Source organism: Limnohabitans sp. B9-3, assembly GCF_002778325.1.
GTDB lineage: Bacteria > Pseudomonadota > Gammaproteobacteria > Burkholderiales > Burkholderiaceae_C > Limnohabitans > Limnohabitans kasalickyi.
In genome coordinates this window covers 278,254-303,642 of sequence record NZ_NESI01000004.1, presented here as the reverse complement: position 1 = coordinate 303,642, position 25,389 = coordinate 278,254, and the positions used below count along the sequence as shown (strand labels likewise).

At 52.4% G+C, this 25,389-nt stretch carries 24 protein-coding genes; 3 read left to right on the top strand and 21 right to left on the bottom strand.

The window, feature by feature from the left end:
* Window positions 1-163: 163 nt before the first annotated feature.
* The 6 genes from B9Z42_RS09130 to B9Z42_RS16495 form a co-directional block, all read right to left on the bottom strand.
* Window positions 164-1,450, bottom strand: coding sequence for a tyrosine-type recombinase/integrase (locus B9Z42_RS09130; RefSeq protein ID WP_100133043.1), 1,287 nt, complete (start codon window positions 1,448-1,450; stop codon window positions 164-166).
* Window positions 1,451-1,769: 319 nt separating this feature from the next.
* Window positions 1,770-2,648: a TauD/TfdA family dioxygenase gene (locus B9Z42_RS09120; RefSeq protein ID WP_100133041.1), complete on the bottom strand. Its 879-nt coding sequence runs from the start codon at window positions 2,646-2,648 to the stop codon at window positions 1,770-1,772.
* 12 nt (window positions 2,649-2,660) lie between these two features.
* On the bottom strand, window positions 2,661-3,671 hold the full coding sequence (locus B9Z42_RS09115; protein ID WP_233203581.1) for a tripartite tricarboxylate transporter substrate binding protein: 1,011 nt from the start codon (window positions 3,669-3,671) through the stop codon (window positions 2,661-2,663).
* Window positions 3,672-3,931: 260 nt separating this feature from the next.
* The gene (locus B9Z42_RS09110) at window positions 3,932-4,906 is read right to left on the bottom strand and encodes a tripartite tricarboxylate transporter substrate binding protein (RefSeq protein ID WP_100133040.1); all 975 of its coding nucleotides are present in this window, start codon (window positions 4,904-4,906) and stop codon (window positions 3,932-3,934) included.
* A gap of 33 nt (window positions 4,907-4,939) precedes the next feature.
* On the bottom strand, window positions 4,940-5,983 hold the full coding sequence (locus B9Z42_RS09105) for an aromatic ring-hydroxylating dioxygenase subunit alpha (RefSeq protein ID WP_100133039.1): 1,044 nt from the start codon (window positions 5,981-5,983) through the stop codon (window positions 4,940-4,942).
* 121 nt (window positions 5,984-6,104) lie between these two features.
* Window positions 6,105-6,992 carry a helix-turn-helix transcriptional regulator gene (locus B9Z42_RS16495; RefSeq protein ID WP_100133038.1) on the bottom strand — a complete coding sequence of 296 codons (888 nt, stop codon included), beginning with the start codon at window positions 6,990-6,992 and terminating at the stop codon, window positions 6,105-6,107.
* A gap of 134 nt (window positions 6,993-7,126) precedes the next feature.
* Between B9Z42_RS16495 and B9Z42_RS09095 the strand changes: the two genes are divergently transcribed.
* Both B9Z42_RS09095 and fghA read left to right on the top strand, forming a co-directional pair.
* The gene (locus B9Z42_RS09095; protein WP_100133037.1) at window positions 7,127-8,236 is read left to right on the top strand and encodes an S-(hydroxymethyl)glutathione dehydrogenase/class III alcohol dehydrogenase; all 1,110 of its coding nucleotides are present in this window, start codon (window positions 7,127-7,129) and stop codon (window positions 8,234-8,236) included.
* A 14-nt stretch (window positions 8,237-8,250) separates the two neighbouring features.
* Window positions 8,251-9,093, top strand: a complete 843-nt coding sequence (fghA, locus tag B9Z42_RS09090) for an S-formylglutathione hydrolase (protein ID WP_100133036.1) — start codon at window positions 8,251-8,253, stop codon at window positions 9,091-9,093.
* A 31-nt stretch (window positions 9,094-9,124) separates the two neighbouring features.
* On the opposite strand, the gene B9Z42_RS09085 is transcribed toward fghA, so the two are convergent.
* The 13 genes from B9Z42_RS09085 to B9Z42_RS09025 form a co-directional block, all read right to left on the bottom strand.
* Window positions 9,125-10,351, bottom strand: coding sequence for an NAD(P)/FAD-dependent oxidoreductase (locus tag B9Z42_RS09085; RefSeq protein ID WP_100133035.1), 1,227 nt, complete (start codon window positions 10,349-10,351; stop codon window positions 9,125-9,127).
* Window positions 10,348-10,923: a MarR family winged helix-turn-helix transcriptional regulator gene (locus tag B9Z42_RS09080; RefSeq protein ID WP_143474065.1), complete on the bottom strand. Its 576-nt coding sequence runs from the start codon at window positions 10,921-10,923 to the stop codon at window positions 10,348-10,350. Before B9Z42_RS09080 ends, B9Z42_RS09085 begins: the two co-directional genes overlap by 4 nt.
* A 29-nt stretch (window positions 10,924-10,952) precedes the next feature.
* On the bottom strand, window positions 10,953-11,273 hold the full coding sequence (locus B9Z42_RS09075) for a 2Fe-2S iron-sulfur cluster-binding protein (RefSeq protein WP_100133034.1): 321 nt from the start codon (window positions 11,271-11,273) through the stop codon (window positions 10,953-10,955).
* An 11-nt stretch (window positions 11,274-11,284) separates the two neighbouring features.
* Window positions 11,285-12,496, bottom strand: coding sequence for a cytochrome P450 (locus tag B9Z42_RS09070; protein WP_199172011.1), 1,212 nt, complete (start codon window positions 12,494-12,496; stop codon window positions 11,285-11,287).
* Window positions 12,497-12,545: 49 nt separating this feature from the next.
* Entirely contained in the window at window positions 12,546-13,259 is a 714-nt protein-coding gene (locus B9Z42_RS09065) for an ABC transporter ATP-binding protein (RefSeq protein WP_100133032.1), read from the bottom strand.
* Window positions 13,260-13,263: 4 nt separating this feature from the next.
* A complete protein-coding gene (locus B9Z42_RS09060; RefSeq protein WP_100133031.1) occupies window positions 13,264-14,016 on the bottom strand; it encodes an ABC transporter ATP-binding protein in 753 nt (250 codons plus the stop codon).
* Window positions 14,013-14,966: a branched-chain amino acid ABC transporter permease gene (locus B9Z42_RS09055; protein WP_100133030.1), complete on the bottom strand. Its 954-nt coding sequence runs from the start codon at window positions 14,964-14,966 to the stop codon at window positions 14,013-14,015. The genes B9Z42_RS09060 and B9Z42_RS09055 overlap by 4 nt, the downstream gene beginning before the upstream one ends.
* 4 nt (window positions 14,967-14,970) lie before the next feature.
* Window positions 14,971-15,837: a branched-chain amino acid ABC transporter permease gene (locus B9Z42_RS09050; protein ID WP_100133029.1), complete on the bottom strand. Its 867-nt coding sequence runs from the start codon at window positions 15,835-15,837 to the stop codon at window positions 14,971-14,973.
* 21 nt (window positions 15,838-15,858) lie between these two features.
* The gene (locus B9Z42_RS09045; protein WP_100133028.1) at window positions 15,859-17,025 is read right to left on the bottom strand and encodes an ABC transporter substrate-binding protein; all 1,167 of its coding nucleotides are present in this window, start codon (window positions 17,023-17,025) and stop codon (window positions 15,859-15,861) included.
* Window positions 17,026-17,251: 226 nt separating this feature from the next.
* Window positions 17,252-18,415: an acyl-CoA dehydrogenase family protein gene (locus tag B9Z42_RS09040; protein WP_100133027.1), complete on the bottom strand. Its 1,164-nt coding sequence runs from the start codon at window positions 18,413-18,415 to the stop codon at window positions 17,252-17,254.
* Window positions 18,412-18,822: a cupin domain-containing protein gene (locus B9Z42_RS09035; protein ID WP_100133026.1), complete on the bottom strand. Its 411-nt coding sequence runs from the start codon at window positions 18,820-18,822 to the stop codon at window positions 18,412-18,414. Before B9Z42_RS09035 ends, B9Z42_RS09040 begins: the two co-directional genes overlap by 4 nt.
* A 4-nt stretch (window positions 18,823-18,826) precedes the next feature.
* Window positions 18,827-20,065, bottom strand: coding sequence for a CaiB/BaiF CoA-transferase family protein (locus tag B9Z42_RS09030; protein ID WP_100133025.1), 1,239 nt, complete (start codon window positions 20,063-20,065; stop codon window positions 18,827-18,829).
* 2 nt (window positions 20,066-20,067) lie between these two features.
* Complete coding sequence (locus B9Z42_RS09025) at window positions 20,068-21,030, bottom strand: tripartite tricarboxylate transporter substrate binding protein (RefSeq protein ID WP_100133073.1); 963 nt, start codon at window positions 21,028-21,030, stop codon at window positions 20,068-20,070.
* Between the two features lie 167 nt (window positions 21,031-21,197).
* Between B9Z42_RS09025 and B9Z42_RS09020 the strand changes: the two genes are divergently transcribed.
* A complete protein-coding gene (locus tag B9Z42_RS09020; RefSeq protein ID WP_100133024.1) occupies window positions 21,198-22,100 on the top strand; it encodes a LysR family transcriptional regulator in 903 nt (300 codons plus the stop codon).
* 609 nt (window positions 22,101-22,709) lie between these two features.
* Here the strand turns inward: B9Z42_RS09020 and B9Z42_RS09015 are convergent.
* Window positions 22,710-24,266, bottom strand: coding sequence for a class I adenylate-forming enzyme family protein (locus B9Z42_RS09015; protein ID WP_100133023.1), 1,557 nt, complete (start codon window positions 24,264-24,266; stop codon window positions 22,710-22,712).
* Window positions 24,267-24,269: 3 nt separating this feature from the next.
* The gene (locus tag B9Z42_RS09010; RefSeq protein WP_100133022.1) at window positions 24,270-25,241 is read right to left on the bottom strand and encodes a tripartite tricarboxylate transporter substrate binding protein; all 972 of its coding nucleotides are present in this window, start codon (window positions 25,239-25,241) and stop codon (window positions 24,270-24,272) included.
* Window positions 25,242-25,389: the final 148 nt, after the last annotated feature.

Genomic DNA, 25,389 nt, shown 5'->3' with positions numbered 1-25,389 from the left:
CGCCAAGAAGTGGACGATGCCGGTGCAAAACTGGAAGCCCGTGCTGAACCGATTTACGATCCAGTTTGAGGGAAGGATGCCGACGAATTAACACTCGCTCCGTTTACACAAAATTCGGGACACCCTCAGTTTCCCTACTAACTTGGTTTTTGTTAAGTGCAATTTATGGATTTTTGAAGTCATAAGAAACCTTGGATATCGCTTCTCGCTTGACCTCAAGATTGGTGCCTCCGCTGTAAAGACCGTAAGTCATTCGCGGTTTCTCATGCCCAATGATGTCTGCCGTCACGTTTTCGTTCACACCTGCGTTCTCAAGTTGAGTTGTAAACGTCTTTCGGATTGAGTGAATTACATGCCGACTTGAGTAACCCAACTTAGTTTTCATTCGTCCAAACCGCTTGCCGATCGCGTTTGAACGGTCATCAAATTTCGACTTTGTCAGATTTGAAATGATGTATTCATCACTTGTTGTCATTAGTTCCTCGATTACGGGCAGTAGAGTTTGATGGATAGGAATGATTCGGACACCTGCCTCAGTTTTTGAATCTGTAATCTTGACACTTCTTTCCTCAAGGTTAGTGTGTTCTTTCTTCAGAGAGCAAATTTCTTCAATCCTCGCACCTGTGTAGGCACCAATCAGAATCAGTTGTCCAAGAGTCCAATCTTTCCGCACAATTGCTTCAGAGTAGATGCGTTCTACTTCGCCAGCAGTGAATGGCAACCAAGACTCAGTTTTGTTCTGCGCCTTTGAGTTGCGCTTCTTGCTCAATTTGGACTCTTTGGGGACGATGAACGCTTCCTTAGCGTCTTCAGCAACTTCTCCAATTAACTTCAAATGTTTGAAGAAATTACGACAAGAACCAATGATTCTTGTCACTGATGCTGGAGAGAGATTTGCTGTTTTTGTAACGTGTTTTATCCATAAATTTGTGTGCTCAAACACAAGCAAATTTGAGGTTGGTAAAAACGATATCAAGACCTCAACATCGCTTTTCATTTGAGCAATAGTTTTTTCGGCAAGACCTCTTCGTTGCTCGTTTTTGACCCATTCGTCAATGAAACTGTTGAGTAGTTTTCGCTTGCCAGTGGCAATGACATTGAAAGTTTCCGCTGTTAATGAGTTGACTGCGTTTTCAATTCTGGACGTTTCTTCCTCAATCACATCTTGGACCAAGTGCGCAGGAGAGGTCTTGAGCATGCGTTGCAACTCAATTGCTGAGTTGATGTCAGGGTCAGACGTTCTTGTTCTGGCGGCAGCAATCTCCGCTTTCCACTTTATGACTTTAAGTGTTGCTAGCGATTGAGCAATCTTTAGGTCCCCAGTACCGGTCGTTTCAAAGAACTTTGACTTGCCGACTATGTGCCTAACGTCTTTGGGTACAACCAAGAGTGCAAAGTATGTCTTGTGACGAAGTTCTAAATGCGTTGGTTTGAACGATCTTTTGGTCATGTAGTGCTTAATAATTCAGCATTTCTTGACACTTTACCACATGTTTTTACCACATGTTGTTGACTGAAACCCTTATAGATAGTAGGATTGCGAGGTTTTTCTTAATTGACGATGAGTCCCGTCCACTCCGCCAGAAAATCCTTGTAAATCAAGGACTTACGAAAAGCCCGATGAGAAATCATCGGGCTTTTTTCTTGCCTAAATCCGTTTTTGAATTTGCTGGATGGCTGAAATAGACCTCAGGCCTTTGATGAGTGGTTAGCTTGGAAAATACTCTCAACTGCGACCTATTTTTGTTGAGGACAAAAATTGTGAATTTCTATGCGGCCATCAAATTAGCTTCAGGCGAGTCATTGATCGTCGTCCGACGCAACTCACGACGCTCAGCAATGTCAAATCGACGACCCCGATGCAACGTACTGCGGTTATCCCAAATCACTAGGTCACCTTCTTGCCATTCGTGGACATATACATTCTCGCGCTGGGTCGCATGTTCGAGTAAATCCTGGAGATACATTCGGCTCTCAGCAGTTGGCCAGCCTGTGATTTGATGTGCATGCACACCCACATAAAGGAGCTTGCGGCCAGATCCAGGATGTGTATCCGCCAACGGCCAGACGGCCGGCGGTATTTCCTTTTTTTGATCATCCGTGTAGGCATTGTCACCAAGAAGGATACGCGTGTGCAGAGCGAAATGCTCGGCCTTCAAGTCTTTGATTTCCTCGCGTGTACGCTCGTCGAGGGTATCGTAGGCGTGACGAAGATCAGTAAACTCAGTGTTGCCACCCCAACTTGGCTTAATCACGCAATGCAGCATTGAATAGGCCGCTCGCGGGTTCATGAACGAGCTATCACTGTGCCAAAGCTGATTGGCGAAATTCGATAAATTTTTAGGCGAATCTCTTTTTGCAACTTGTCCTTGCGCATCAACATTGGAAATGTCAATCAGACGTTCGTCCTCAAGCCGCTCTGGGCGTTTAAAGACGCGCTTCAGACCAATATCAAGTGGCCCAAACGATTTGGAAAAGTTCAGCTGCTGTTGGGCCGTAAGAGGCTGGCCGCGGAACACCAGAACAGCGTGTTCGTTCATGGCAGCATTGATTGCTTTCAAATCAGTATCTGACAGCGGCTGTGTCAGATCGATACCACTGGCTTGTGCCGCAAAAATTTTGTGTAACGGTTTTAAGTGCAAGCTCATTTTGAATTTTCCCTATTCTTGTTCTATTTTTGCTTCTGTCACGATACGACCCCAACGCTTCATTTCAGAGCCAATGAAAGCGTCGAACTGTTCTGGGCGCGATCCAACAACTTGCAATCCATACTCCTGTGCGCGTTTTTGCACTTCCGGCGAGGCTAAGGCCTTATTGGTATCTGTCTGAATTTTTTGAAGCACTTGCTTAGGTGTACCCGCTGGAGCAATGAACCCAAGCAATGCGCCAACATTAAAACCAGGCAAAGTTTCTGCCACTGTTGGGTAATCATGGCCAGCTACTCGCTTTTCGCCCATGGTTGCAATCAGCTTCATGCGGCCAGCTTGCACATATGGAAATATCGACAGAAATGGATCGACGACAAGATCAAGCCGTCCGCCCATCAATTCCGTGTGTGCCGGAGCGCTGCCTTTCATCGCAATATGTTGCATATCAAAACCAGCTTCGCGCTTCAGTAACTCAGCACCAAGATGTGTGGTGCTACCCGCACCAGGCGTTCCGTAGTTAAGTTTCCCAGGGTTCTTTTTGGCGTATTCAATTAACTCTTTCAAATTGTTGTACGGCGCATCCGGCTGTGCAACGATCGCTAATTGCATGTTAAAGAGTTGCGTAATACCCGCTACGTCTTTCAGCGTGTCGTAAGGCAACTTCTTTCTTAGCGTTGGATTGACAGCAAGTGAGGAGTTGACCATGCCAATGGTCAGGCCATCAGGGTTTGACTTTGCAACGAAATCAACACCAATCGTCGTCCCCGCGCCAGGTTTGTAATCTAAGACGACGGTCTGTCCCCAAGACTCTTGAAGTTTTTGCGCAAGTAAACGACCGACGGTGTCGGTGGGGCCGCCTGGTGGAAAAGGGACAATGATTTTTACAGGTCCTTTGGGGAAATCTTGCGCAAAAGATGCCGCTGAACTTATCGCGAGGGGAATTGCAATTAGGGCAACTTTGAACCAATTCAATGCCTTCTCCTTTTGGTTTATTGAACAAGCCGTGTAGTTGAATCGTGTCAACTCATCGCCAGCAGTGAAATTGTGCGAAAGCTTGCACAACACACACAATTTCAAAAGATAGTTTCACCTTTCCCACATGACAAGAACTGTCGCGGATGTGCCAGCTTGTGGCATTTCCTCAAGGCAACAGAAAAATGTTTGGATGACTGCTACTGAGAAATCTCAAAAACTTTCAAACTCGGCGTGAACGGCTTCTAATGCGACACGGCGAGCCTGTCTGAGTTTTACACAGCACCCTCACACGACGTTCTAAGCTTTTCTCATTGTGCTTCGATGCCCAATTCCTTGATGCGACGTGTGATGACGTCGAATTCAAGTTTGTAGTTGGCTTGAGCCTGTTCGGGTGTCGTCACCATCATTTCAAAACCACGTTCTTCCAACTGATTGCGGACCTCTGCTGAATTGGCAATGGCACGCATTTCCTGCCCCAACCGCTGAACGATGGCTGGCGGTGTTTTGGCTGGTGCCAATATCGCCATCCACACGCTGTTGAGGTAGAGAGGGTCGTTCAGCCCTAGCTCTTTGAGCGTAGGAACTTGGGGCAAAGCTTTTGAACGTTCAGCGCCCATCATGGCAATGGGCACGATCTTTCCTGCAGCAACATGTTGGCGCGCTGTGGCCACAGAAGACAGCCCTAAGGTGAGGTTTTGGCTTAGCAAGTCGGTCACCACAGGGCCTTCGCCGCGTTGGGGGACGTGCACCATTTCAGCCTTGAGTTCCCGATTGAGCGATTCTCCGGCCAAATGACCCAAGCCACCGACACCCCATGAACCGTAACTGTATTTGGCATTGGGCACCGCCATGCGCTTGAGGTCTGCAAAATTCTTGATGCCACTTGATGTGCTACTTGAGATTAATGCTGGGCTGCGCAGTATCTGGCCGACAAAGACCAGGTCTTTTTGTGGGTCAAAAGGCAGTGTTTTGAACAAGGCCACGTTGTTGATCAGTGGGTCATTGATGGACAGCAGCAAGGTGTGCCCATCCCCCTCGGCCTTGGCGACCTCTGCTACACCGATGTTGCCAGCTGCGCCCGACTTGTTGTCCACTATCACGGGTTGTCCCAGTGATTTGGAGAGTCTTTCGCCGAAGAGTCGGGCCACGAAATCAGTGGCACCCCCAGCTGGATAAGGCACAACTAGGCGGATGGTTTTGGTCGGGTAAGTTTGTGCATGCCCTGTCAGGCAAAGCAACGTTGCAATCATTCCCAAAGCGAAGGGTTTGAAGAGGGGTTTCATGGGGTCTCCTAAATTGTTGAAAGTAACAAGCGGTTATGTCGAGAGGTCTTCGGCGCTTTTCTCGTCAGAAAGCATCTTTCTGAACTGCATCAATGCGGCATCGAAATGCAAAGGCAGCATGGATTTGTCTGCTGGTGTTTGCATGTTCAGATGTTGGGCGGTGATCATGTTGCGGTCTTCCTCGAAGGCCTGGACCAATGAGTTGAAGATGCTTTGTGTGACTGTTTCATCGCCCAGGTCGCTTTGGTGGGACTGCTGAAAGAAGTAATGTGTGCTGTTCTCGGTTTCGGGGGTGAGTGTCTGGCAGCTGTGCAACCGTACAGCTTGACGCATGTCGTCAGGCGCTGTGCCAACTGGCTTGCCACCGGAGTGCATCAATAGGGTTGCCGGTAATAAAAATTCGTAGTCAAACCATCGGTCAAGATGGGTGGTAAAGGTTCTGAAGCGTTGGTAAAAAGGCGGCGACGGCACGTCGGGAATGTGCCGAATCACTCTTATGCCACGTTGCCCCGGTTGGGTGACTTTCTCGATGGTCGGCCTGGCTTGGGCAATGGCCGTTGAGCCGCCAAGTGTCTTTTCATGCACATAACTCAGATGCGAAAAATCCAGCAGGTTGTCACAGACCAAAAGGTAAGGGGTGTCGTAATGCAGATAGCCAGGGATGTTTTTCCAAGCCGGGTCACTGCACGAAAAATTGTCTGGCAAGAGGGCCTCATCGGCTTTGCCGGCGTCGCCCATCCAGACAAACACCCAATTATTTTTGGACACCACAGGGTAGGCCCGCACACAGGCTTTGGGGGGCACCTTGTCGGCGCCGGGGATTTCGGTGCATAGCCCTTGGGCGTTGAACTTTAGGCCGTGATAACCGCAGCGGATGCTGTCACCTTCGCGGCGACCTGCTGACAGCGGTGCGTGACGATGACAGCATCTGTTTTCAAGGGCGACCAACTTGCCGTCTTGCTTGCGGTAAACCACGATGGGCTCGTTGAGAACCTTTCGCTGGAATAGTTCTGTCGATTCTGCGGGTGGTATTTCATGCGCCCATGCAATCACGTACCAGCAATTTTTAATCCACATGCTTAATCCTTGTAATCCCTATTTGAGGCATATCCATGAGTTCAATGTAGAGACGTGTGCACAACCTGTCTGTCCCCTTCGAAGAGGACAGACACGTCTTCAAGGCAGTTTTCGCAGAGGTTCAGTTGACCGTGAGCCAGCGGACCAAACGCAAACGGTCGCTGGGGCCACCTTGTGCCTGCAACTTGGCATAGGCACGTTTGCGCAGCGTCATCACCGTGGAAGGCGCAACGCCCAGATCGACAGCGATGCCATCCACGCTCATGCCTGTCGCAATGCGTGCACAAACAGCCCTTTCACGTGCTGACAAAAGTGGTGCGCGGGCGAGAAGAGCGACTTCAAATTGCTCGGAGGTCGCAGCGGCACCGAACACCTTGGGGGAAACAAGGCGTGATTTGAAAACTTGAGCGATCAGTGAACCCATGGGGAGCAGAGTCTCAAGTTCAGAAGGTCTGAAGTGACCCCGTTGTGCGGAGCGGTACAGATTCACGGCCAAGCGACATTCAGGGGAAGGCGCAAACAGAAAAGACAACCGATCAGGCAAATTTTCTCGTTCATAGATGTCGCGTTTCCAAGCGTTGTCTGGAATGTCCTCCCGCATGACATGCAAGGCAGTGACCTCCTCACACTTTTTATCGCGGGTGTGCATTTGATCAAGCAGATGCGTGACGGGATCCTGTTTGAAGTACAAGTTGCGGTAACGTTCAAAACACTCTCTGGTGACATCACGGTGTGGTTGGCGTTCTTTTGCCGCATAGGCGACCTGAGTCGGCTTTTGACCCGAAGGTGGATGCTCAACCAAAGAGATGTAATCCACGCCGCTGATCTGGTTGATGGCTTCAAGAATGGGCTGGCTCATGGTCTGAGCGCTGATGTCTAGCAGGTTCGACAAAACCGAGACGGGAAGCCTGGCAGTTCCCGTGGTCCTGGAAAGGTCCCAAAATTCTTGCATGGGTCTTTTATACGCCAGGCCTTCCCACTTGTCATCAGGACTTGCGATCGTGTCCAAGGGCTTCGTGAAGTTTGAATTCTCTAAAGGAGATAGCCGAGCGCGAACACGAGCGGTGGCGTTAGGATGTTGCGCAGCATGAATGGAAAAATTTCTCTTCTACATCTCTTGCCAATTAGCCTATCGGAGCTTTTATGAAATCTCGTGCAGCCGTTGCTTTCGAGGCCGGTAAACCTTTGCAAATCGTCGAAATCGATGTCGCACCGCCGCGCAAAGGCGAGGTGCTGGTCAAGATCACACACACCGGTGTTTGCCACACCGACGCTTTCACGCTGTCGGGTGACGACCCAGAAGGACTGTTCCCTGTTGTACTTGGCCACGAAGGCGCGGGCATCGTCATGGAAGTTGGAGAAGGGGTCACCAGTGTCCAGCCCGGCGACCATGTGATCCCGCTTTACACCGCCGAGTGCGGTGAGTGTCTGTTTTGCAAGTCAGGCAAGACCAACCTGTGTGTGGCCGTGCGCGCCACGCAGGGCAAAGGCGTTATGCCTGACGGCACGACACGCTTTTCTTACCAAGGCCAGCCTATCTACCACTACATGGGTTGCTCGACATTCAGTGAATACACGGTCGTGGCGGAGGTCTCACTGGCCAAGATCCGGCCTGATGCCAATCCGGAGCAGGTGTGCTTGCTAGGGTGTGGTGTTACCACTGGACTGGGCGCTGTAAAGAACACAGCCAAAGTTCAAGAAGGTGATACGGTGGCTGTGTTCGGATTGGGTGGCATTGGCCTTGCCGTAGTGCAGGGTGCGAAGCTAGCTAAGGCTGGGCGCATCATCGCCGTTGATACCAACCCTTCCAAATTCGATCTGGCACGTATTTTTGGCGCAACCGACTGCGTCAATCCCAAGGACCATGACAAACCCATCCAGCAAGTGATCGTCGAGATGACCGGCTGGGGGGTGGACCACAGCTTTGAATGCATTGGCAACACGAACGTCATGCGCGCAGCGCTGGAGTGTGCGCACCGTGGATGGGGTCAGTCAATCATCATTGGCGTGGCCGGCGCGGGCCAGGAAATTTCTACCCGACCCTTCCAGTTGGTCACTGGACGGCGTTGGCTGGGCACGGCTTTTGGCGGTGTCAAGGGTCGAAGCGAATTGCCCGGTATGGTGGACGAGGCTATGGCTGGCCGCATTGAGTTGGCCCCGTTTGTGACGCACACGATGCCATTGACCGACATCAACCAAGCTTTTGACTTGATGCACGATGGAAAGTCCATTCGCTCGGTTGTTCATTACTGAAAGCGTTAATAGGTATGGAGCGAATAGAGCAACACGCCAGCTTTGGCGGGCGGCAGGAAGTTTGGAAGCACGTTTCTAAGACGCTGGGCTGTGACATGAAGTTAGCGGTCTATTTGCCTGAGCAAGCACTTTGTGGCCATCAATGCCCTGTGCTTTACTGGCTTTCGGGGTTGACCTGTACCGAGCAAAACTTCATCACCAAAGCGGGCGCACAGGCGCATGCGGCACGTCATGGTGTCATTGTTGTTGCGCCTGACACCAGTCCTCGCGGTGAAGCCGTGCCCAATGATGCGGCTTACGACCTGGGGCAGGGTGCTGGCTTTTACGTCAATGCCACTCAGCTCCCTTGGGCCAAACATTACCGCATGCAGGACTATGTCGCCGAAGAGCTGCCTCGCTTGATCGAACAGCACTTTTCCGCAAGCGACGCACGCGGCATCTTTGGCCATTCCATGGGCGGACATGGCGCGCTGGTCACTGCGCTGCGCCATCCGAATCAATACCTGAGTGTGTCGGCCTTTTCTCCCATCGTTGCGCCATCGCAGGTGCCCTGGGGCCAGAAGGCGCTGGGCGCTTATTTAGGCTCCAACTCTCAGGCTTGGCGTGAATGGGATGCGGTGGAGCTGGTGGCAGTTGCGCAGCAGCAAAAACTGCACATTTTGGTGGATCAGGGTGATGCCGATGAGTTTCTAGCCCTGCAACTGCGCCCTGAACTGCTTGAAGCGGCATGCAAGGCGGCCGGCCATCCGCTGACTCTGCGCATGCAGCCTGGTCATGACCACAGTTACTATTTCATCTCTACGTTCATGGGTGATCACTTTGATCACCACGCAAAATATCTATCGTCTTTCAGGTAACCCAATAACCTGTTCGATGGTCTCTTTTGTTTTAAGCGAGAAGCGACTTGAGCGGGATCGCATGATCAGCCAGAGCGGCTGAGTTGAGCGTCAAGCGTCCTTCGATCAGCTTGCGAGACATCATGTGGTCCATCGGAGCGTTGACCGACTCTGCACATAAAAGTTTGTCGCCGACCATGTGAAACAGAGTGAAATTATTGGCGGTCGCTCCAGAGCGACGCACTGTTTCAAATGAGGGAGGCAAAATTCCTGCCATCTGTAGACGCATTGGGCCCTGCTCTGACCAGAACCAAGGTGTAGACACGTAGGGCTCTTCTCGTCCAAGGATTTTGGCTGCCGCTGTCCGTGCTTGGTCGTTTGCGTTTTGGACTGACTCAAGCCGAATTCGCTCGCCATCTCTCATTGGAAAAGCAGCGCAGTCACCCATGGCCAAAACTGCAGGATCAGATGTGCACATAAAAGCATCGACCACAATTCCATTGTCCACAGTCAGACCGCACTCACTGGCCAGTCGCGTTTCGGGAATAGCGCCAATTCCAAGGATTAGCTCGTCAATAACCACACGGTTATCGTTCACCTGCATTGAGCGCAACTGATCTTCTAGCACTTCGTAGCCATCGATGCGGACACCGATCTGCACCTTGGTACCCATACTGAGGTGGTGCGCCAAGACGTGTTCCGACAGCTGTGCTGAGACGGAGCGGCCCAGCAATCGTGGTGCTACTTCTAGCACTGTGACTTCAAGTCCGAGCTGGCGCGCAGATGCGGCAATTTCAAGTCCGATAAAACCGCCACCCAGTACCGTCAGTTGTTTGCCTCTTGTGACCATCTCACTGAGCCTGGTGCGCAAGTTGCGCGCGTGCGCTGCGTGGCGAAGCACATGGACATTGGTCAATGACGGCGGCAAAGCGTCGAGTGTGCGAGCTTTGGTGCCTGTTGCCAGAATCAAGTGCTGGTAGGCAAGAGCTTCCCCCGAGCGCAACATTACTTTTCGGGCGTCCCGGTCTACGAGGACTGCAGGATCGCTGAGGTGAGTTTGGATTCCCTGTTCGGCGTACCAAGCTGCCGCTTTGTGTGGCGCTATAGGCTCATCTAAATTTTTTAGAAAATTTTTAGACAATGGAGGGCGGTGGTACGGCAACTCCGGCTCTTCGCTAACCAGGTGCACCCGATGACCTTGCCCTGCTTCAGACAAGGCGGCACAAAGAGCTGCTGCTGCATGACCACCCCCAACAATGACAATTTGGTCATCCCTCATGTGTTGTCTTCGCTTGCACGCCTGCGACTCGATTTTGGGTAATGACTGACAAGATACGTTTGCGTAGCCTGTTCAACCAAGGGCAGGTTGTCATGGAGACGCCTCAACAAGCGGATCAGAGTTTCTCGGTCCTTGTCGTTGAGTACGCTGAGAAACGCACGTTCTCGCTCCATTGCCAATTCGAGGATCTGGTCATGCAGCGCACGGCCTTTGGGTGTAATGGTGGCCACCCGCAGTCGCCCATCAGCATCGTCTAAACCAATCGTAATGAGTTCGCGCAGCTGCATGCTCTTGAATGCGCGACTGACAGAAGACTTGTCCATGCCAATGGTGCGAGAAATGGCCTGAGCAGTGAGTGATTTCTCGATTGCCAGCAGCACCAAAAGTCTCCAAGTTTCGATCCCAACGTTGAACGCACTCAGGTACGCGGTGGAGGCGCCGCCTGAGAGTTTGTTAGCGATCCATGTCATGTAAGCGGGTACATAGCGCTCAAGGTCCACCACAGCAGTCTTGTTTGTCACCTTGGCCGAAGGTTTGCGTGTGAGCTCTGAGGCGGAAGGAAGCTTGCTCATGGGAGGGGCTGTACGGCTAAAAATACTAATTATTGCTGTTCAGGTAGGCGCACCACCAAGCCCTCGTGCGCGGACGATATTTTGATCTGGCAAGCCAACCGGCTGTTGGGGAGCCGCTCGCTGACGGTGCATTCCAACATCTCTAATTCAGTCTCTAGAGGCGTTGGAATTTGGGAGGAAAACGCCTCATCCACATACACATGGCACGTCGCACACATCGCAGACCCGCCGCACTCACCCACGATGCCACGAACACCAGCCGACACCGCAGCTTGCATGAGGCTCTGGCCCTCGTTTACCGGCAGCGTTCGACTGAGGCCACTGGCATCGATCAAGATCACGTTCACCATGACTTGTCCTTTTATTTAGAAATTAGGCGCACAGGCATTGACGCCATTGCACGTAACGTGTTGTTCAGGCGACGTTGCGGTGCACCGATGAGTTCAATGCGTGACACCCGTTGAGCCAGTGCGGTGAGCACCACCTCACCTTCGAGCCGCGCCACCACCTGACCCACGCAGCCATGGATGCCGGAGCCAAACGCCATATGGCCCGTCGGGCGGCGCTGAATGTCGAAGCTGTCGGGGTTGGGCCATTGCCTTTCGTCTCGGTTCGCTGCCGCGAGGAAGGTTATGACTTTGCTATCTTTGGGGATTTGCACGCCAAACAATTCGGTGTCCTTCGATGTGGTTCGGAAGAAGGTTTGTACCGCCGATTCAAAGCGTAAGGACTCTTCGAATGCGGGGCGTGCCAACGCGTGGTCAGCACACAACTTGGCGTATTCATCGGGATGGTTCGCCAAGCACAATATTGCGTTGCTGATGCCATTCACGGTGGTGTCCACGCCAGCAGAGAGGAATGACCTCACCAGCAGGGGTGCTTCTTCGTGGGTGATTTCCCCGGCGTCTGCTGCTTGATAAATCAGATCGCCAAAACCGCCTGGTCGCAGGTTTTCACGTTGGCAGTGCGCCATGATCCAAGCGGTAACGGGTTGCACAAGTTCAGCTGACTTCTGCAGGCGCTCGTTGCGTGGTCCAAAAGCGTTGAAGATCATGTTGCCGTATAGCAGCAGGTTCTCGCGATTGGCCTCGCCCACACCTACAGCATCTGGGAAAACTTTGAGCGGATAAACCTCTGAGAGATCCTTCACCGCATCAATGACTTCGCCCGCTGCTTGCCGTTCCAACAACCGATCTACCAATAACTCGGCTTCGGTGGTAAAAGTTGCGCGGATCTGAATCACTGTTTTGGGCGAGAGGATTCGCGCAAGGACCTTCCGAGCCGTGGTGTGCGAGGGAGGGTCCGCCTCCAAAATAAGACTCTTCGGTCGAAAAGGGGTTTCCTTATTGAAGTTTGCCAACCCAACCCCTGCGCCTGAGATAAAAGTGCCGTGGTCGTTGAAGACGGCGTGGACGGACTCGTGACGTGCGCAGGCATAAATGCCGTAAGCTGGAATCCAGGCTACTGGCCCAGCTTCGCGCAGCTGGCGGTGCGCAGCATAAGGGTCATTCAAAAAAGCATCGCAGTAGGGGTCGATATCGACCACAGGTACACCAGGGGGTGAGGCTTTCATGGCTGGAGAAAGATTAACTGTGTTCATTGAACCTCCTGTTGTGTTGTTTTCAGTGCGCGCCTGCCACGCCAACGAAGCGCTCCAGCAGGTCCTTGCGTAGGGTGAGGGCAGCACTATCGCTCTCGTGTACCACTTCGCCCCGTTCAAGCACCATCGCCCGTGGTGCAAATCTCAGGGCGTTCTCGACCTTTTGCTCAACCAACAGAACGGCCACCCCAGTCTCCTGCGCGAGGAGCTCAAAGGCACGCATGAGTTCGATGCAGATGATGGGAGCGAGCCCCTCGAGTGGCTCGTCAAGCAGCAGCAGCCTTGGTTGGCCAAGCAAAGTTCGGGCGACGCTGAGCATTTGCTGCTCGCCCCCAGAGAGTTGCTGACCGCCATTGTTGCGCCGCTCTGCCAAGCGTGGAAAGAGTGCGTAGGCTTCTTCGAGCGCGCTGCGTGGGCGGCCCTTGAGTCCTGCAAGCAAGTTCTCCTCGACGGTTAGCGAAGGAAAAATGTCGCGTGTCTGCGGCACATAACCAATGCCTGCATTTGCGCGCTCGCGGACAGACCATTTTGAGATGTCCAGGCCGTCTAGCTTTATCTGGCCACCTTTCATATCGGCCAATCCCATCACCGCTTTGAGGAGTGTGGTTTTGCCCACGCCGTTGCGGCCGATCAGTGCCAGTCGGCCGCCGGAGGTGAGCGACAGGTTGATACTTTGCAGTACCTGGATCGCGCCATAGCCGGCCGTGAGATTTTCGATGTGCAGTAATTCGGTCATGCGCTCAGGCCTCCGCACCCAAGTAGGCGATACGAACCGCAGGGTGACGGCGTATGTCTTCTGGTTTGCCGTCTGCCAGCAACGCACCTTCGGCCAGCACGAGCATGCGGTCGGCGAAGTTGAAAACTAGGTCCATGTCATGCTCAATCATCAAGATGGCTAAGTTGCTGGGCAGCGTATCGAGTGCATCCAGCACCACCTGACGTTCCCCACTGGGTACGCCAGCCATGGGCTCGTCAAGAAGCAGCACCAAAGGTTTGAGCGCCATAGCCAGAGCAATTTCAACCAAGCGTTGTTCACCGTAAGCCAATTCAATCGGGCTGCGTCGAGCCAGATTTTCTAGCTTCAGGGTCTGGAGGATCTGCGAGGCCTCATCGCGCACGGCATGGAAGCTGTCCAGTGCACGAAACATCTGGTTGACTGTTCCTTCACGCTGATGAATGGCCAGCTCAACTTGGCGATGAATTGGGAGCTCTGGCGCGAGCTGTGTGATCTGAAAAGTACGCGCCAAACCTAGCTTCACGCGTTTGGGTTGCGGCAGATGTGATACGTCTTCACCCTTCAGCCAGACACTCCCTTGGCTGGGGGCGAGCACACCTGTGATGAGGTTGATCAGCGTTGTTTTTCCTGCGCCATTGGGGCCAATCAGTCCTACCCGGTTGCCCGGGTGCAACGCAAACGAAACGTCCCGCGTGACATTTAATCCGCCAAAAGATTTGTGCAACTGGCGCACGTCCAGCAGAGGTTGTGAGCTCATGCAAGCTCCCTTTGCGGTGCTAATACGCTTGTCAAGCGGCGTCTTAAGGCTTCGAACAGGCGTGCTCTCGGCACTAAGACAACAAACACCAGCAGACCGCCGATGATGAAGAGCCAGTGATAAGGATTGATGGAGGATGCGGTGTGGTGGATCAGCATGAAGGCCGCCGTACCGCCAATGGCACCAAACAGATTGCCGGCGCCACCCAACACCAGCATCACCAGTGCTTCTGCAGAAAGCTCAAAACTTAGGGTGTCTAGCCCCACGATTTGGTTGACCTGTGCATTGAGCGCGCCGCCAATACCCGCGAATGTGCCCGCCAGCGTATAGAGTTTGAGTAGCTGTCCCCGAACCGAGCCCCCTATGGCCGCCGTGCGAAGCCGGTTCTGTTGAATGCCCACTACTGACAAACCAAACGGTGAACCCATGAGCCGTCGCATAGCCAAAAGGCAGCCCAGCATCACGACGAAGCAATAGATGAAAGCCACCCTACCGTAAAGGTCGAACGACCAGATGCCCAACAATTTCTGTACTTCGAATCCAGTCAGGCCGTCTTCCCCCCCTGTCCAATTGCGGAGTTTGCTAGCTCCGTTTTGTGCAATTTGGCCAACGGCAACAGTGAGCATTAGAAAGGTGAGACCTTCGTAGCGCAACAGGAACAATCCTGAGAGAAAAGCCATCAATGTGCCGGCCAACGCTCCCGCCAGCAGGCCAATGAGCGGATTGCCGGTGAGGTGCATGGCAAGAATTCCTGAAGCGTATGCGCCGATGCCAAACAAGGCCGAATGACCCAGCGTTGCAAGCCCGCCGTATCCCACCACCAGGTCCAGCGACATCACGAAGATAGCCATGGTGGCAATGCGCGCGGCCAGCGGCAGTTGGTCTGGGAACACGAAAAAAATCAATGCGGCCAGAGCTAAGAGAAAGAGGTAGGGCAAAGATCGTTTCATCACTTCAGCCCTTTCTCGCCATCAATAACCCGTGCGGCCGCCACGCCAGCAAAAGTGCCATAGCTAGGAAAAAGAATAACGAGCCCCAGTCAGATGCAAGGTACTTGCTTGCGGTGTCGATGATGCCCAGTGTCAGCGAAGCAGCCAAAGAGCCTGCGATGCTCCCCATGCCCCCTACAGCCACGACCACCAACACCAATACGAGATATTTGATGGGGTAGTAGGGCTCCAGCGGCATGAGTTCTGCACCCAGAATTCCACCCAAGCCGGCCAACGCCGCGCCAACCGCGAAAGTGGTGACATAGACCAATTGCACGGGAATACCCAGCGCAGAGGCCGCCGCTGTGTTGTCGACGGTTGCGCGCAACCACACACCAAAACGAGATGTGTTGAGCACCCAGAATGCGGCCAGCACAATCAGTAAACCACTGGCAATCACGAGTAAGCGTTGTGCAGGTAAGGTGCGGATGCCCAAGTCCACCGCTTGCGACAGGGCTGGTGGCAGAGGGATCAGCTGCACCTCGGGTCCGGCTAACAAATTCGCCGTTGCCACAAAGAGGAAGGTTAGACCAATGGTGAACAGCACCTGCTGTAATTCGGTGCGGCGGTACAAACGACGCAGTACCGTCACCTCCAGCAGTGCGCCTAAAAAGCCGGTGGCCAGAACTGCCAGAGGGGCACCCACGTAAAACGACAGACCCTGTTCACGAACCAGCCAAGCGGCAAGATAGCCGCCGGTCATTGCAAAGGCGCCATGGGCAAGGTTCACGAATCGCATGAGACCCAGCGTGACCGATAGGCCCACAGCAATGATGAACAACACCATGCCGTAGGCGATCCCGTCGATCAGGATGTTAGCAAGCAATGTCACGCTGTGGTCCTAGCCTCGTGCTTACTTGGCCAAGCCGTGGTCCACTTGCGGACCGAAGTTCTGCACTTCTTTGTTGACCAGTATTCCACCCGCAGCCTTTTCGACGTTACGCAAGTAAACGTTTTGAGTGATATGACGCGTGGTGGGGTCGATGCTCACAGGGCCTCGTGGGCTCTCCCATTTGTGACCCTTGATCGCAGCCATGGCCTTGTCGCCATCTCTCTGGCCACCAGTGGCTTCAATCATCTTGTGAATGACAGCCATGCCGTCCCACGCACCAACGGTGGCGTAGTTGAGCACGGCCTCTTTGTTGACCTTTGCGACAGCCGCAGCGAAGGTCTTGTTGGCCGCTGAGTCATGCGCAGCGCTGTAATGGAAGGCGGTCGTCAGGCCCAGCGCAGAGTCGCCAAACTTCTGCAAGTCGAATTCATCGGTCTCAGCGGTGCCTAGGAATTCAACACCGGCAGCCTTGAGACCGTTCTCGTTGTAGGCTTTTACAAAGCCTAGGTTGGGTGGACCTCCAGGCAGAAACACATAGACGGCTTGTGCGCCACTGGCCTTGATGCGCTGTGCAAATGGGGCAAAGTCGGTGGTGCGGACTGGCATGCGGATGCTTTCCACAACTTGTCCACCCTGCTTGGCGAATTCGGCCTTGAAAGCATTCTCGGCGTCCACACCCGGCGCGTAATCGGAGACAGCCGTAACCACTTTCTTAATGCCCTTCTTGGCTGCATGCTGCGCCAGCGGAACAGTTACCTGCCAGAGCGTGTAACTAGTGCGCACGTAGTAATCGCTCTTGGTGGTGATGTCAGAGGTCGCAGCGTTAAAAACGACGAACGGTGTTTTCGATTCCTGTATCACCGGTGCCACAGCGAATGCGTTGGGTGAAAACACAACGCCGCCGATGTAGTCGACCTTGTCCTTGATCACCAACTCTTGCGCCAAGGTCCGCGTATTGGCAGGGTTAGGGCCACCTTCGTCTCTATAGATAAATTCGATTTCCTTTCCGGCAAGCTTACCGCCTTGCTGCGCGACATAGGATTCGGCGCCTGCTTTGAAGAGCGTGCCGTAATGGGCGAAGGGGCCTGAGAAAGGGGCAATGATGCCGACTTTGACGGTTTGAGCAGTGACGCTGCTCATTGCAAATACGGCAGCGAGAGTGCCGACCAACTTCCATTGAAAACGCATGTTTGTCTCCTGGGATGGGGCTTACGCTCTGGATGGCGAAGCAAATCCAATAATAGGAAAAGTGGTTGACATATCAACTAGTGGAAACCCCATCTAAGTTGGCTCATTTTTTTCCTTGGAATGAGGGATCGGGTGGTGAACTGGGAATTATTTGAGGGAGTCCGCTGAGTGCTTCAATGGTTCTGAATCGCCCTGGTTTTTTGGTATCCGATGGGTTTAATTAAATTCAATAAGATTTGGGCAGGCCGAGCACTTTTTCGGCAATGAAGCACAAGATGAGTTGAGGGCTCACCGGCGCCAAGCGAGGTATCCAAGACTCGCGCAAATAGCGCTCGACGTGATATTCCTTGGCGTAGCCCATGCCACCATGCGTGAAGATGGCGTTTTCACAGGCGTGGTAGCAGGCTTCTGCCGCAAGGTACTTGGCGCTGTTGGCTTCAGCGGCGCATGGCAAATTCTGGTCATACAACCATGCGGCTTTATGAACCATTAAATCTGCTGCCTCAAGCTCCATCCACGATTTAGCCAGCGGGTGCTGAATGCTTTGGTTCTGACCAATAGTTCGACCAAAAACTTCGCGCTCGTTGGCGTAGCCTGCAGCCCGTTTCAATGCCGCACGACCCAGACCAACGGCTTCACTCGCGATCAAAATACGTTCTGGATTCAGCCCATGCAAGATGTAGCTAAAGCCCTGACCTTCTTCACCTATGCGATCTTCAACAGGGATGTGAAGACCGTCGATGAAGACCTGGTTGGAATCTACGCATTTACGCCCCATCTTTTCAATTTCACGGACTTCAACTTTGCTGCGGTCCAGATCGGTATAAAAAAGGCTCAATCCTTCTGTGCCCTTGCAGTTTTCTATGGGGGTTGTGCGTGCCAATAGCAACATCTTATTGGCCACTAGGGCGGTACTGATCCACACCTTTTGGCCATGCACCACATAGTGGTCGCCTTCACGCGCCGCGAAGGTTTTCAGCTTCAAGGTGTTCAGCCCGGTGTTTGGTTCCGTTACCGCGAAGCATGCCCGGTCAGTCCCCGCAATGAGCGGGGGCAGCCAGCGCTTTTTTTGCGTTTCATTTCCGAAGACTACGACAGGATGCAGTCCAAATATGTTCATGTGCACCGCAGATGCGCCTGATAAGCCTGCGCCTGTCGCAGAAATCGTGTGCATCATCAAAGCGGCTTCGCTGATGCCGAGGCCCGCACCACCATAAGCTTCGGGCATCGCGATACCCAACCATCCGGATGCTGCTAACGCTTGGTGAAATTCATGTGGAAAGCCGCCTTCTTGGTCTTTGCGCAACCAGTAGTCGGCATCAAAGGGCGCACAGACCCGCTCAATGGCATCGCGAATCTGTTCTTGGTCAGGGGATAACGCAAAGTTCATTGGTCGGCACTGTTTGATATGGCGCTTGCAGGACGAACTACTTTATCTGGCGATTCACCGTATGGCGGGCTGTAAAAAACAAGCAACTTCACCGGAGTTTCACTGGTAACTGTGAAAACGTGCATCTTGTCAGCAGGAAAGAAACAGGTATCGCCTGGCACCATTTCAAAGGACTGACCAGCCACTTCGACATGGGCTGTTCCTTCAAGGAGGTAGCAGGCCTGCTCAATACCAGGGTGTGCATGGGGCAGGGCACCCCCACCTCTGTGCAGTGTCCCAAGCAGCATTTCCATCTGCTGTGCTCCCACGGTTTCAGGACCTATCAATCGTTGGTTGCTGGTGTGGTGGTGATTGGCGGGTTGATAAGCAGGGACATCTGCGGTTCGAACCAGGTAACTCTTTTGCATTTTGTTAGTCCATTTTTGAAGCAGTTCGGCAAGCACCCTGTTGAATCAGGGACTCGATAATTTCTGGGGCGTAGCCGGCTTCTTTTAGGAGTTGCCGTGTGTGCTCACCAAGTCTTGGCGCGGGAGAAAAGCTTTGCGCTGGCGGGGTACCCGACCACTTGGTCGGGTGCGCAAGGCTGTGTAAGGGTCCTTCCGTCGGATGAAGGGTGTTGCTCACAAATCCAGTGGCTCGCAACTGAGGGTTGACAAGCAGATCTTCGGGGCTATTCATTGGCATGTTCGGCACGTCTGCCGCATCTAACAATGTGCGCCATTGCGCGGTGGTGCGTGTGCGCAGGATGCGGGCGACTTCGGCATAAACCTCATCGATGTTGGCTGCGCGCGCGCTGTGTGTAACAAAGCGTGGATCAGTTCCCAAACCCTTCGACTCGCCGATGGCTTCAAAGAAGCTTTTCCAATGTTTGTCGTTGTAAATTAAGACGCACAACATACCGTCGCTGGTCACGTAAGGTTTGCGGTTGGGCGTGATTAGGCGGGCGTAACCGGCCTTGCCTAGGGGCGGCTCAAAGGTCAGGCCCGCCATGTGATCGCCCAAAATAAATTGGGCCATGGACTCGAACATAGGCACTACCACGGACTGACCTAAGCCAGATTGGCTGCGGGCATACAGGGCCGCGGTGACGGCGTAGACCGTGTGCAAGCCAGTCACGCGATCAGCCAGTGTGGTTGGGGCATAGCCGGGCTCAGGCACTCCGTATTGCTTCATGAGCCATGGCACCCCCGTTGCACCCTGAATCAGATCATCGTAGGCGGGGCGGGCAGCATCGGGTCCGTCTTGGTCAAATCCGCAGCAACTGACATGGATGATGCGTGGATTGCGCTGGCGCATCGATTCATAGTCAAGACCCAAACGCATTAATGCCTGCGGGCGTACGTTGCTAACGAATACATCACACCCCTCAGCAATTTTTAAGGCGGCCTCACAGCCATCTGGATTTTTGAGATCTAAGACGATACTTCTTTTACCTGCGTTGGCATTCAAGAAGATATGGCCCATTCCGGGATTAGCCATGGGTCCGACGTGGCGCATGTTGTCACCTTCCGGGGTCTCCAACTTGATTACCTCAGCGCCCAATTGAGCAAGGATCTGGGTTGCAAAAGGTCCCATCACCACAGAGGTCAAATCGAGAATCTTCACACCAGCTAATGGCCCTGCGGAAGGGGCAGAATAATCAGCGCTCATACTTATTCTGGGCTAATACCGGCCTGCTTGATGAGGGTTCCCCATTGAACCAATTGGTCAGCCACGTATTTGGCAAACTCATCCGGTGTCTTGGTTGGCCAAGTTTCAAAGCCAAGCTGGCTAAGCGCTTTTTGTACTTCCTTATCGGCCAGAACTTCTTGTAACTCCATGTTCAATTTGTTCGCAATGGGCTTGGGGATGCCTGCTGGCCCAAAGATGCCATTCCATGAAGTCAAATCAAAACCAGGAACAACTTTGGCGATAGGCGGAACACCGGGCATAGAGCTCAGAGCTTCTTTTGTAGTGACGCCCAAAACCCGAACACCGCCGGATTTGATCATCCCCATGCCTGAGCCCGAGTCCACCACGTACATCTGTATGGATCCGCCGATTAGGTCAGTAAGGGCTTGCGGGCTTGATTTGTAGGGAATGCCAACGACGTCCAAACCTGCAATGCGCTTGATGGTTTCAGATGCTACCAAGGACGTGCTGTTGGGCGTTGCATAAGAAAATTTTCCTGGGTTGAGTTTGGCCAGGTCAATCCATTCCTTTAGCGTCTTGGCAGGGTCGTTTTTGTTCACAACCAACGCAAATGGAAGTTCACCTACCCGCGCGATCGGTGTGAAGTCTTTGATCGGGTCGTATTTAAGATTCACAACCAGGCTCGGATTGGCCGAATGTGATGTGTTTGTTGTCATCAACAGCGTATACCCATCAGGCTTTGCCATGGCGACGAATAGCGAGCCAATTTGCGCGTTGGCCCCGGCCTTGTTGTCAACCAAAACGGGCTGTTTCATACGTTCACTCAACTTTTTGGCAACGATGCGTGCCACAGCATCGGTCCCACTTCCCGCTGCAAATGGCACAACTAAAGTGACGGGTGCAGAGGGGTAGGTTTGGCTCAAGGCCATTGAGCTGGCAAGAAGTCCTGCTACCAAAGTGAAGGCACTGGTAAATATTTTCATAACGCGTCTCCGTTTGTCATAGTGTTGTGGCACCGCTCCTAAAAGCATTGCACGAGCTATCTTCTAGATGTCAATCATTCTTGTCTAATATTTTTTTCGGTTTGAATGATTTCTTTTATGAATCGTTAAAAGATAATTCTTCACAACCAGTGTCTTAGGAACCTCGCATGAAACTTCACTTTCTCCGCTATTTTGTGGTTCTTGCGGAAGAGCTGCATTTCGGCCGAGCGGCCAGCAAACTTTCAATGACCCAGCCTCCTTTAAGCAGTGCAATTAAGTCTTTAGAAGAGGAGTTACAGGTTCAACTTTTAATTCGCGACAGCAAGCATGTCGAGCTGACCCAAGCTGGCAGTGCCTTTTTGGTAGAGGCACGCCAAATTTTGGAGCAAGTGGCTCGTGCTTCTAACGTTGCGCGCATCGTTGCAAAGGGAATGCGCGGACGTCTTGAAATTGGCGTCACCGGGTCGCTGATTTACCGCGATGTCCCGGCCATAGTCAGACAGTTCAACACGGAAATGGCTGACGTCGAATTGGTGCTCAGGGAGATGTCCAGTTCAGAGCAGTTGAGTGAGCTTTTACGCGGGCAGATTCATGCAGGATTTGTGAATGCCACGACGGCGCCGCCGCAGCTGGCATCGCTGCCGATGAGTGAGGATGAATTCGTACTTTGTTTGCCCGAAGATCACCCTAAAGCACAGGGCGATACCGTCAGTCTGCAACATCTGGCGGATGAACGGTTTGTGATGTTTTCGCGCGATGTGGCTCCGGCTAACTATGACAACGTGATCGCAATCTTCTTTCGCGCAGGCATACACCCTAAGACGATTCATGCAGCTCGCCAATGGCTCACGATTGTGGCCATGGTGGCAAATGGCCTTGGCGTATCTCTTGTGCCGCGATCATTGGCGCGCTCGCGGGTTCAGGGTGTCAAATTCATGAAAATTGGAGGACAACCGGTGATTGCGCCTGCATTGTTGGTGTGGAATCCCACCTATTACTCGCCCATCGTTCGAAGCTTTGTTGAGTGCGCCCGAAGTACATTGGCAATTACTGGGAGCCAATGGAATTGATGTTGCTTCAAAAGTTCCAGGCTTTTAGGTTGGCAATTGCTTTACCTATTTTCGAGTACATAGTCCCTTTGATTTGAAAGAGGCGAGGGGGTAAAACCCTGATGGGAGTGTGTTCAGTATTTTTGGGAAGATGGATGTGTCAGATGAAGGGGAGACTATTCAAATAGTGTCTAACACTTTCAGTGTTTTTTCTCAGGGCACGACGTACTGACCTGCCCCCTCTAGCCGTACCGAGGCATCGGCATTGAGTCCGTAGGTTCGCATAATTAGTGATTGAGGTTGCTCCCCAGTGCTAAACCAGTGCTAATTTAGGGGAACGTAGGGGCATGAAAGTGTTGTGTTTCTAATGAAATCAAGGGGTTACGTGCCCCTGTATGCCCCTGTGTACCCGTCTTATGGAGGTTCGAGCCCCATCAGCCACCCCGAATTGCCATGCGTCCTAGCGACCTTTTCGGTTTCTAGGACGTTTTGCTTTTCAGTCTCATCTAGCCACCATTTAGCCACTTTTCGTGGATTTAGTACCTGTTGCAAGTGACAAATCGGTATTCTTCACTAGCGGAGTTAAACCTTTTGCTAACCGATTAACCATTTGTAAATATTTGAATCCAATTAGCCAACTTGCCTATCAGAGCCAATCCAGTAGGCTTGACGAACATCGCGTTTCAAAACTTTGCCATTTGAACTGCGGGGTAACTGGTCTACGAAGTCAATAGTTTTGGGCGCTTGCACAGACCCAAGCGTGCTTCGAACAAGCGCAATCAGTTCCGCTTGATCTAGGTTGCGTCCTGGCTTTAGTTGAACCACGGCTTTAACTGCCTCACCCCACTTGGCGTCGGGCACAGCCACTACGGCGCAGTCCTCTACATCTGGGTGACCAGAGATCACTTGCTCAACCTCTGCACTGAACACATTGAATCCACCAGTGACGATCATGTCTTTCTTGCGGTCCACAATATAGATGAACCCAGATTTATCTTTGTGACCAATATCTCCCGTATGGTGCCAGCCGTGTTCGGATGCTTCTGCCGTTGCAATTGGATTTTTAAAGTAGCCAGGGAAAACAAGGTCACCTCTGACCACGATTTCGCCGCGTTCGCCGTTAGGCAGAATCTGGCCATCCTCCGCCATGATCTCAACGCGCTGACCCAAAGTGGCACGACCACAACTTGCCCAAAGTCCAGGCCATTTTTCTGGTGACGATGACAGTAGATCTTGAGTTGAGAGGAATGTAATGAACATGGGCGCTTCTGCTTGACCAAAAGATTGGCAGATAACGGGCCCAAATACTTCCATGGCCTCTTTCAATTTAGCTGGTGCAATGGGGGAGGCGGCTATAACCAAGCAACGCAGGGATGAATAGTTGTATTGCCTAACTCTAGGATGTGCCAGCAGGTTGTAAACAACTGTGGGTGGCAAGTAGAGGTGGGTGATCTTATGTTTTTCGATGGCCTCAAGAATTGAAGTTGCATCGGCTGAAGGCAAAATGACATTTTTAGTTGAACTTGCCATCATCATCAATGCCACCACACCAGCTGCATGGGTCATGGGCGCGGCAACAAGGTGCACAGCGGGCTCTGAAGAAGGCAAACAAGTCCAAAACGCCTTGATTGACGATTCCCAAACCCTTTGAGTCCACATGGCTGCTTTCGAAAGGCCTGTCGTGCCCCCAGTAGGAAACACGGTTTCAATGCGATCAGGATCATCAAGCGGCTCAGGGCAAGGTTGGCCTAGACTGGTCATGAACTTTTGCAAAGTTAGCGCACCAGTAATGTCGGAACTATCGTCAATGCAAACCAGATGAATTAATGTGGGCACCTCTTGCTTAAGTTGAGCTGCCTGCTTGGCAAGAGATGAGTGAAAAAACAACAGCTTGCACTCAGTGGTGCGCAGCAAGGCCGCATTCACAGCAACTGCATTGCGCATATTGGTTGGGACCCATTGCGAGCCCGCCCGAAAAATTCCAATCATGACGCCAAATGCAGTGGGGTCGTTGGGGCTGTAAACAGCCACGCTATGGCCGCAACAGCCCGCAGCGTACAAGCCAGAAGCGACACCTTCACTGAGCTCATTCACCTGGTTGTAGGTAAGGCCACCATTTTCATCAATGAAGGCAGGTACATCCGGCCCATGCTCTAAACCGCGTCGGAAAAAATCAATAATCCTCATGGCTTATTCAGGTGTGACGCCTGCGGTTTGTGCAACTTTTGCCCAATACGGAATCTCTTTTGCAAGACGTGCTGCGAATACATCGGTTGGCATGAGGTCCGGTTCAACACCTAGGTTCTGCAGTCGCGTTTGAAACTCGGGCTTACTCGCAATTTTGACCATAGAGGCGTTAAGTCGCGCAACAATCGCGTCTGGCGTTCCAGCGCGAACTAAAGCGCCGCCCCAAGATACCAATTCGTAGTTAGGGACGCCGGCTTCAGAGATGGTTGGAACATCGGGCATGCTTCGCGATCGACTCAAGCCTGATACACCTAATGCCTTCACCGAACCCGCCTTTACTTGAGACATGGCTGATGCAACTGCAACAAATGTTGTGGAGACTTGACCGCCAATAAGGTCGGTCAGAGCTTGTCCGCCACTTTTATAAGGGATATGGGTAATGTCAGTTCCGGCCATGGCGTTAAAAAGTGCTGAGCAAAGTTGCGTCGTGCTGCCACTGCCAGCTGAGGAATAGGTTAGAGCGCCAGGTTTTGCTTTGGCTTCAGAAATTAGATCTTTCAAGTTGTTGATCGATGAATTTTTAGGCACTAGTAAAACCAACTGTGCGTTGTTAATTTTTGTGACAGCTCTAAAGTCCTTGTCCGCGTCGTACGGAAGTTTTTTGTACAGGCTGGTGTTGAGGTAATGCGCTGGCGATGTGAAAAGAATCGTCTGTCCGTCTGGAGGTGCTTTGGCTACTGAGTCGGTTCCCACCACGCCGGAAGCTCCTAGTCGGTTTTCTACTATCACCGCAACACCAAGGTCCTCCGACATGCCATCGGCAATAGAACGCGCAACGATGTCCAAGGCAGTTCCCACGGCAAACGGAACAACAATTTTGATTGGCTTGTTAGGAAATGTTTGAGAGTTGGCTGAAGACGCACCAAGGAGGGTTGAGCTTATTGCGATGGAAACAAGAAGGCTAGAAAATTTCATACGTTTTCCGATAAAGGGTGCTTGAGTTGGCCAAGATACTGCATCAGTGTTTGGTGTGATTTTGCATTCTCAGTGGCATTCTTCCAAATCCCTAGACAGTTTTCATAACGTTGCGTGGGAAGTCCACTAGGAAGGTTCCACTTCCGCG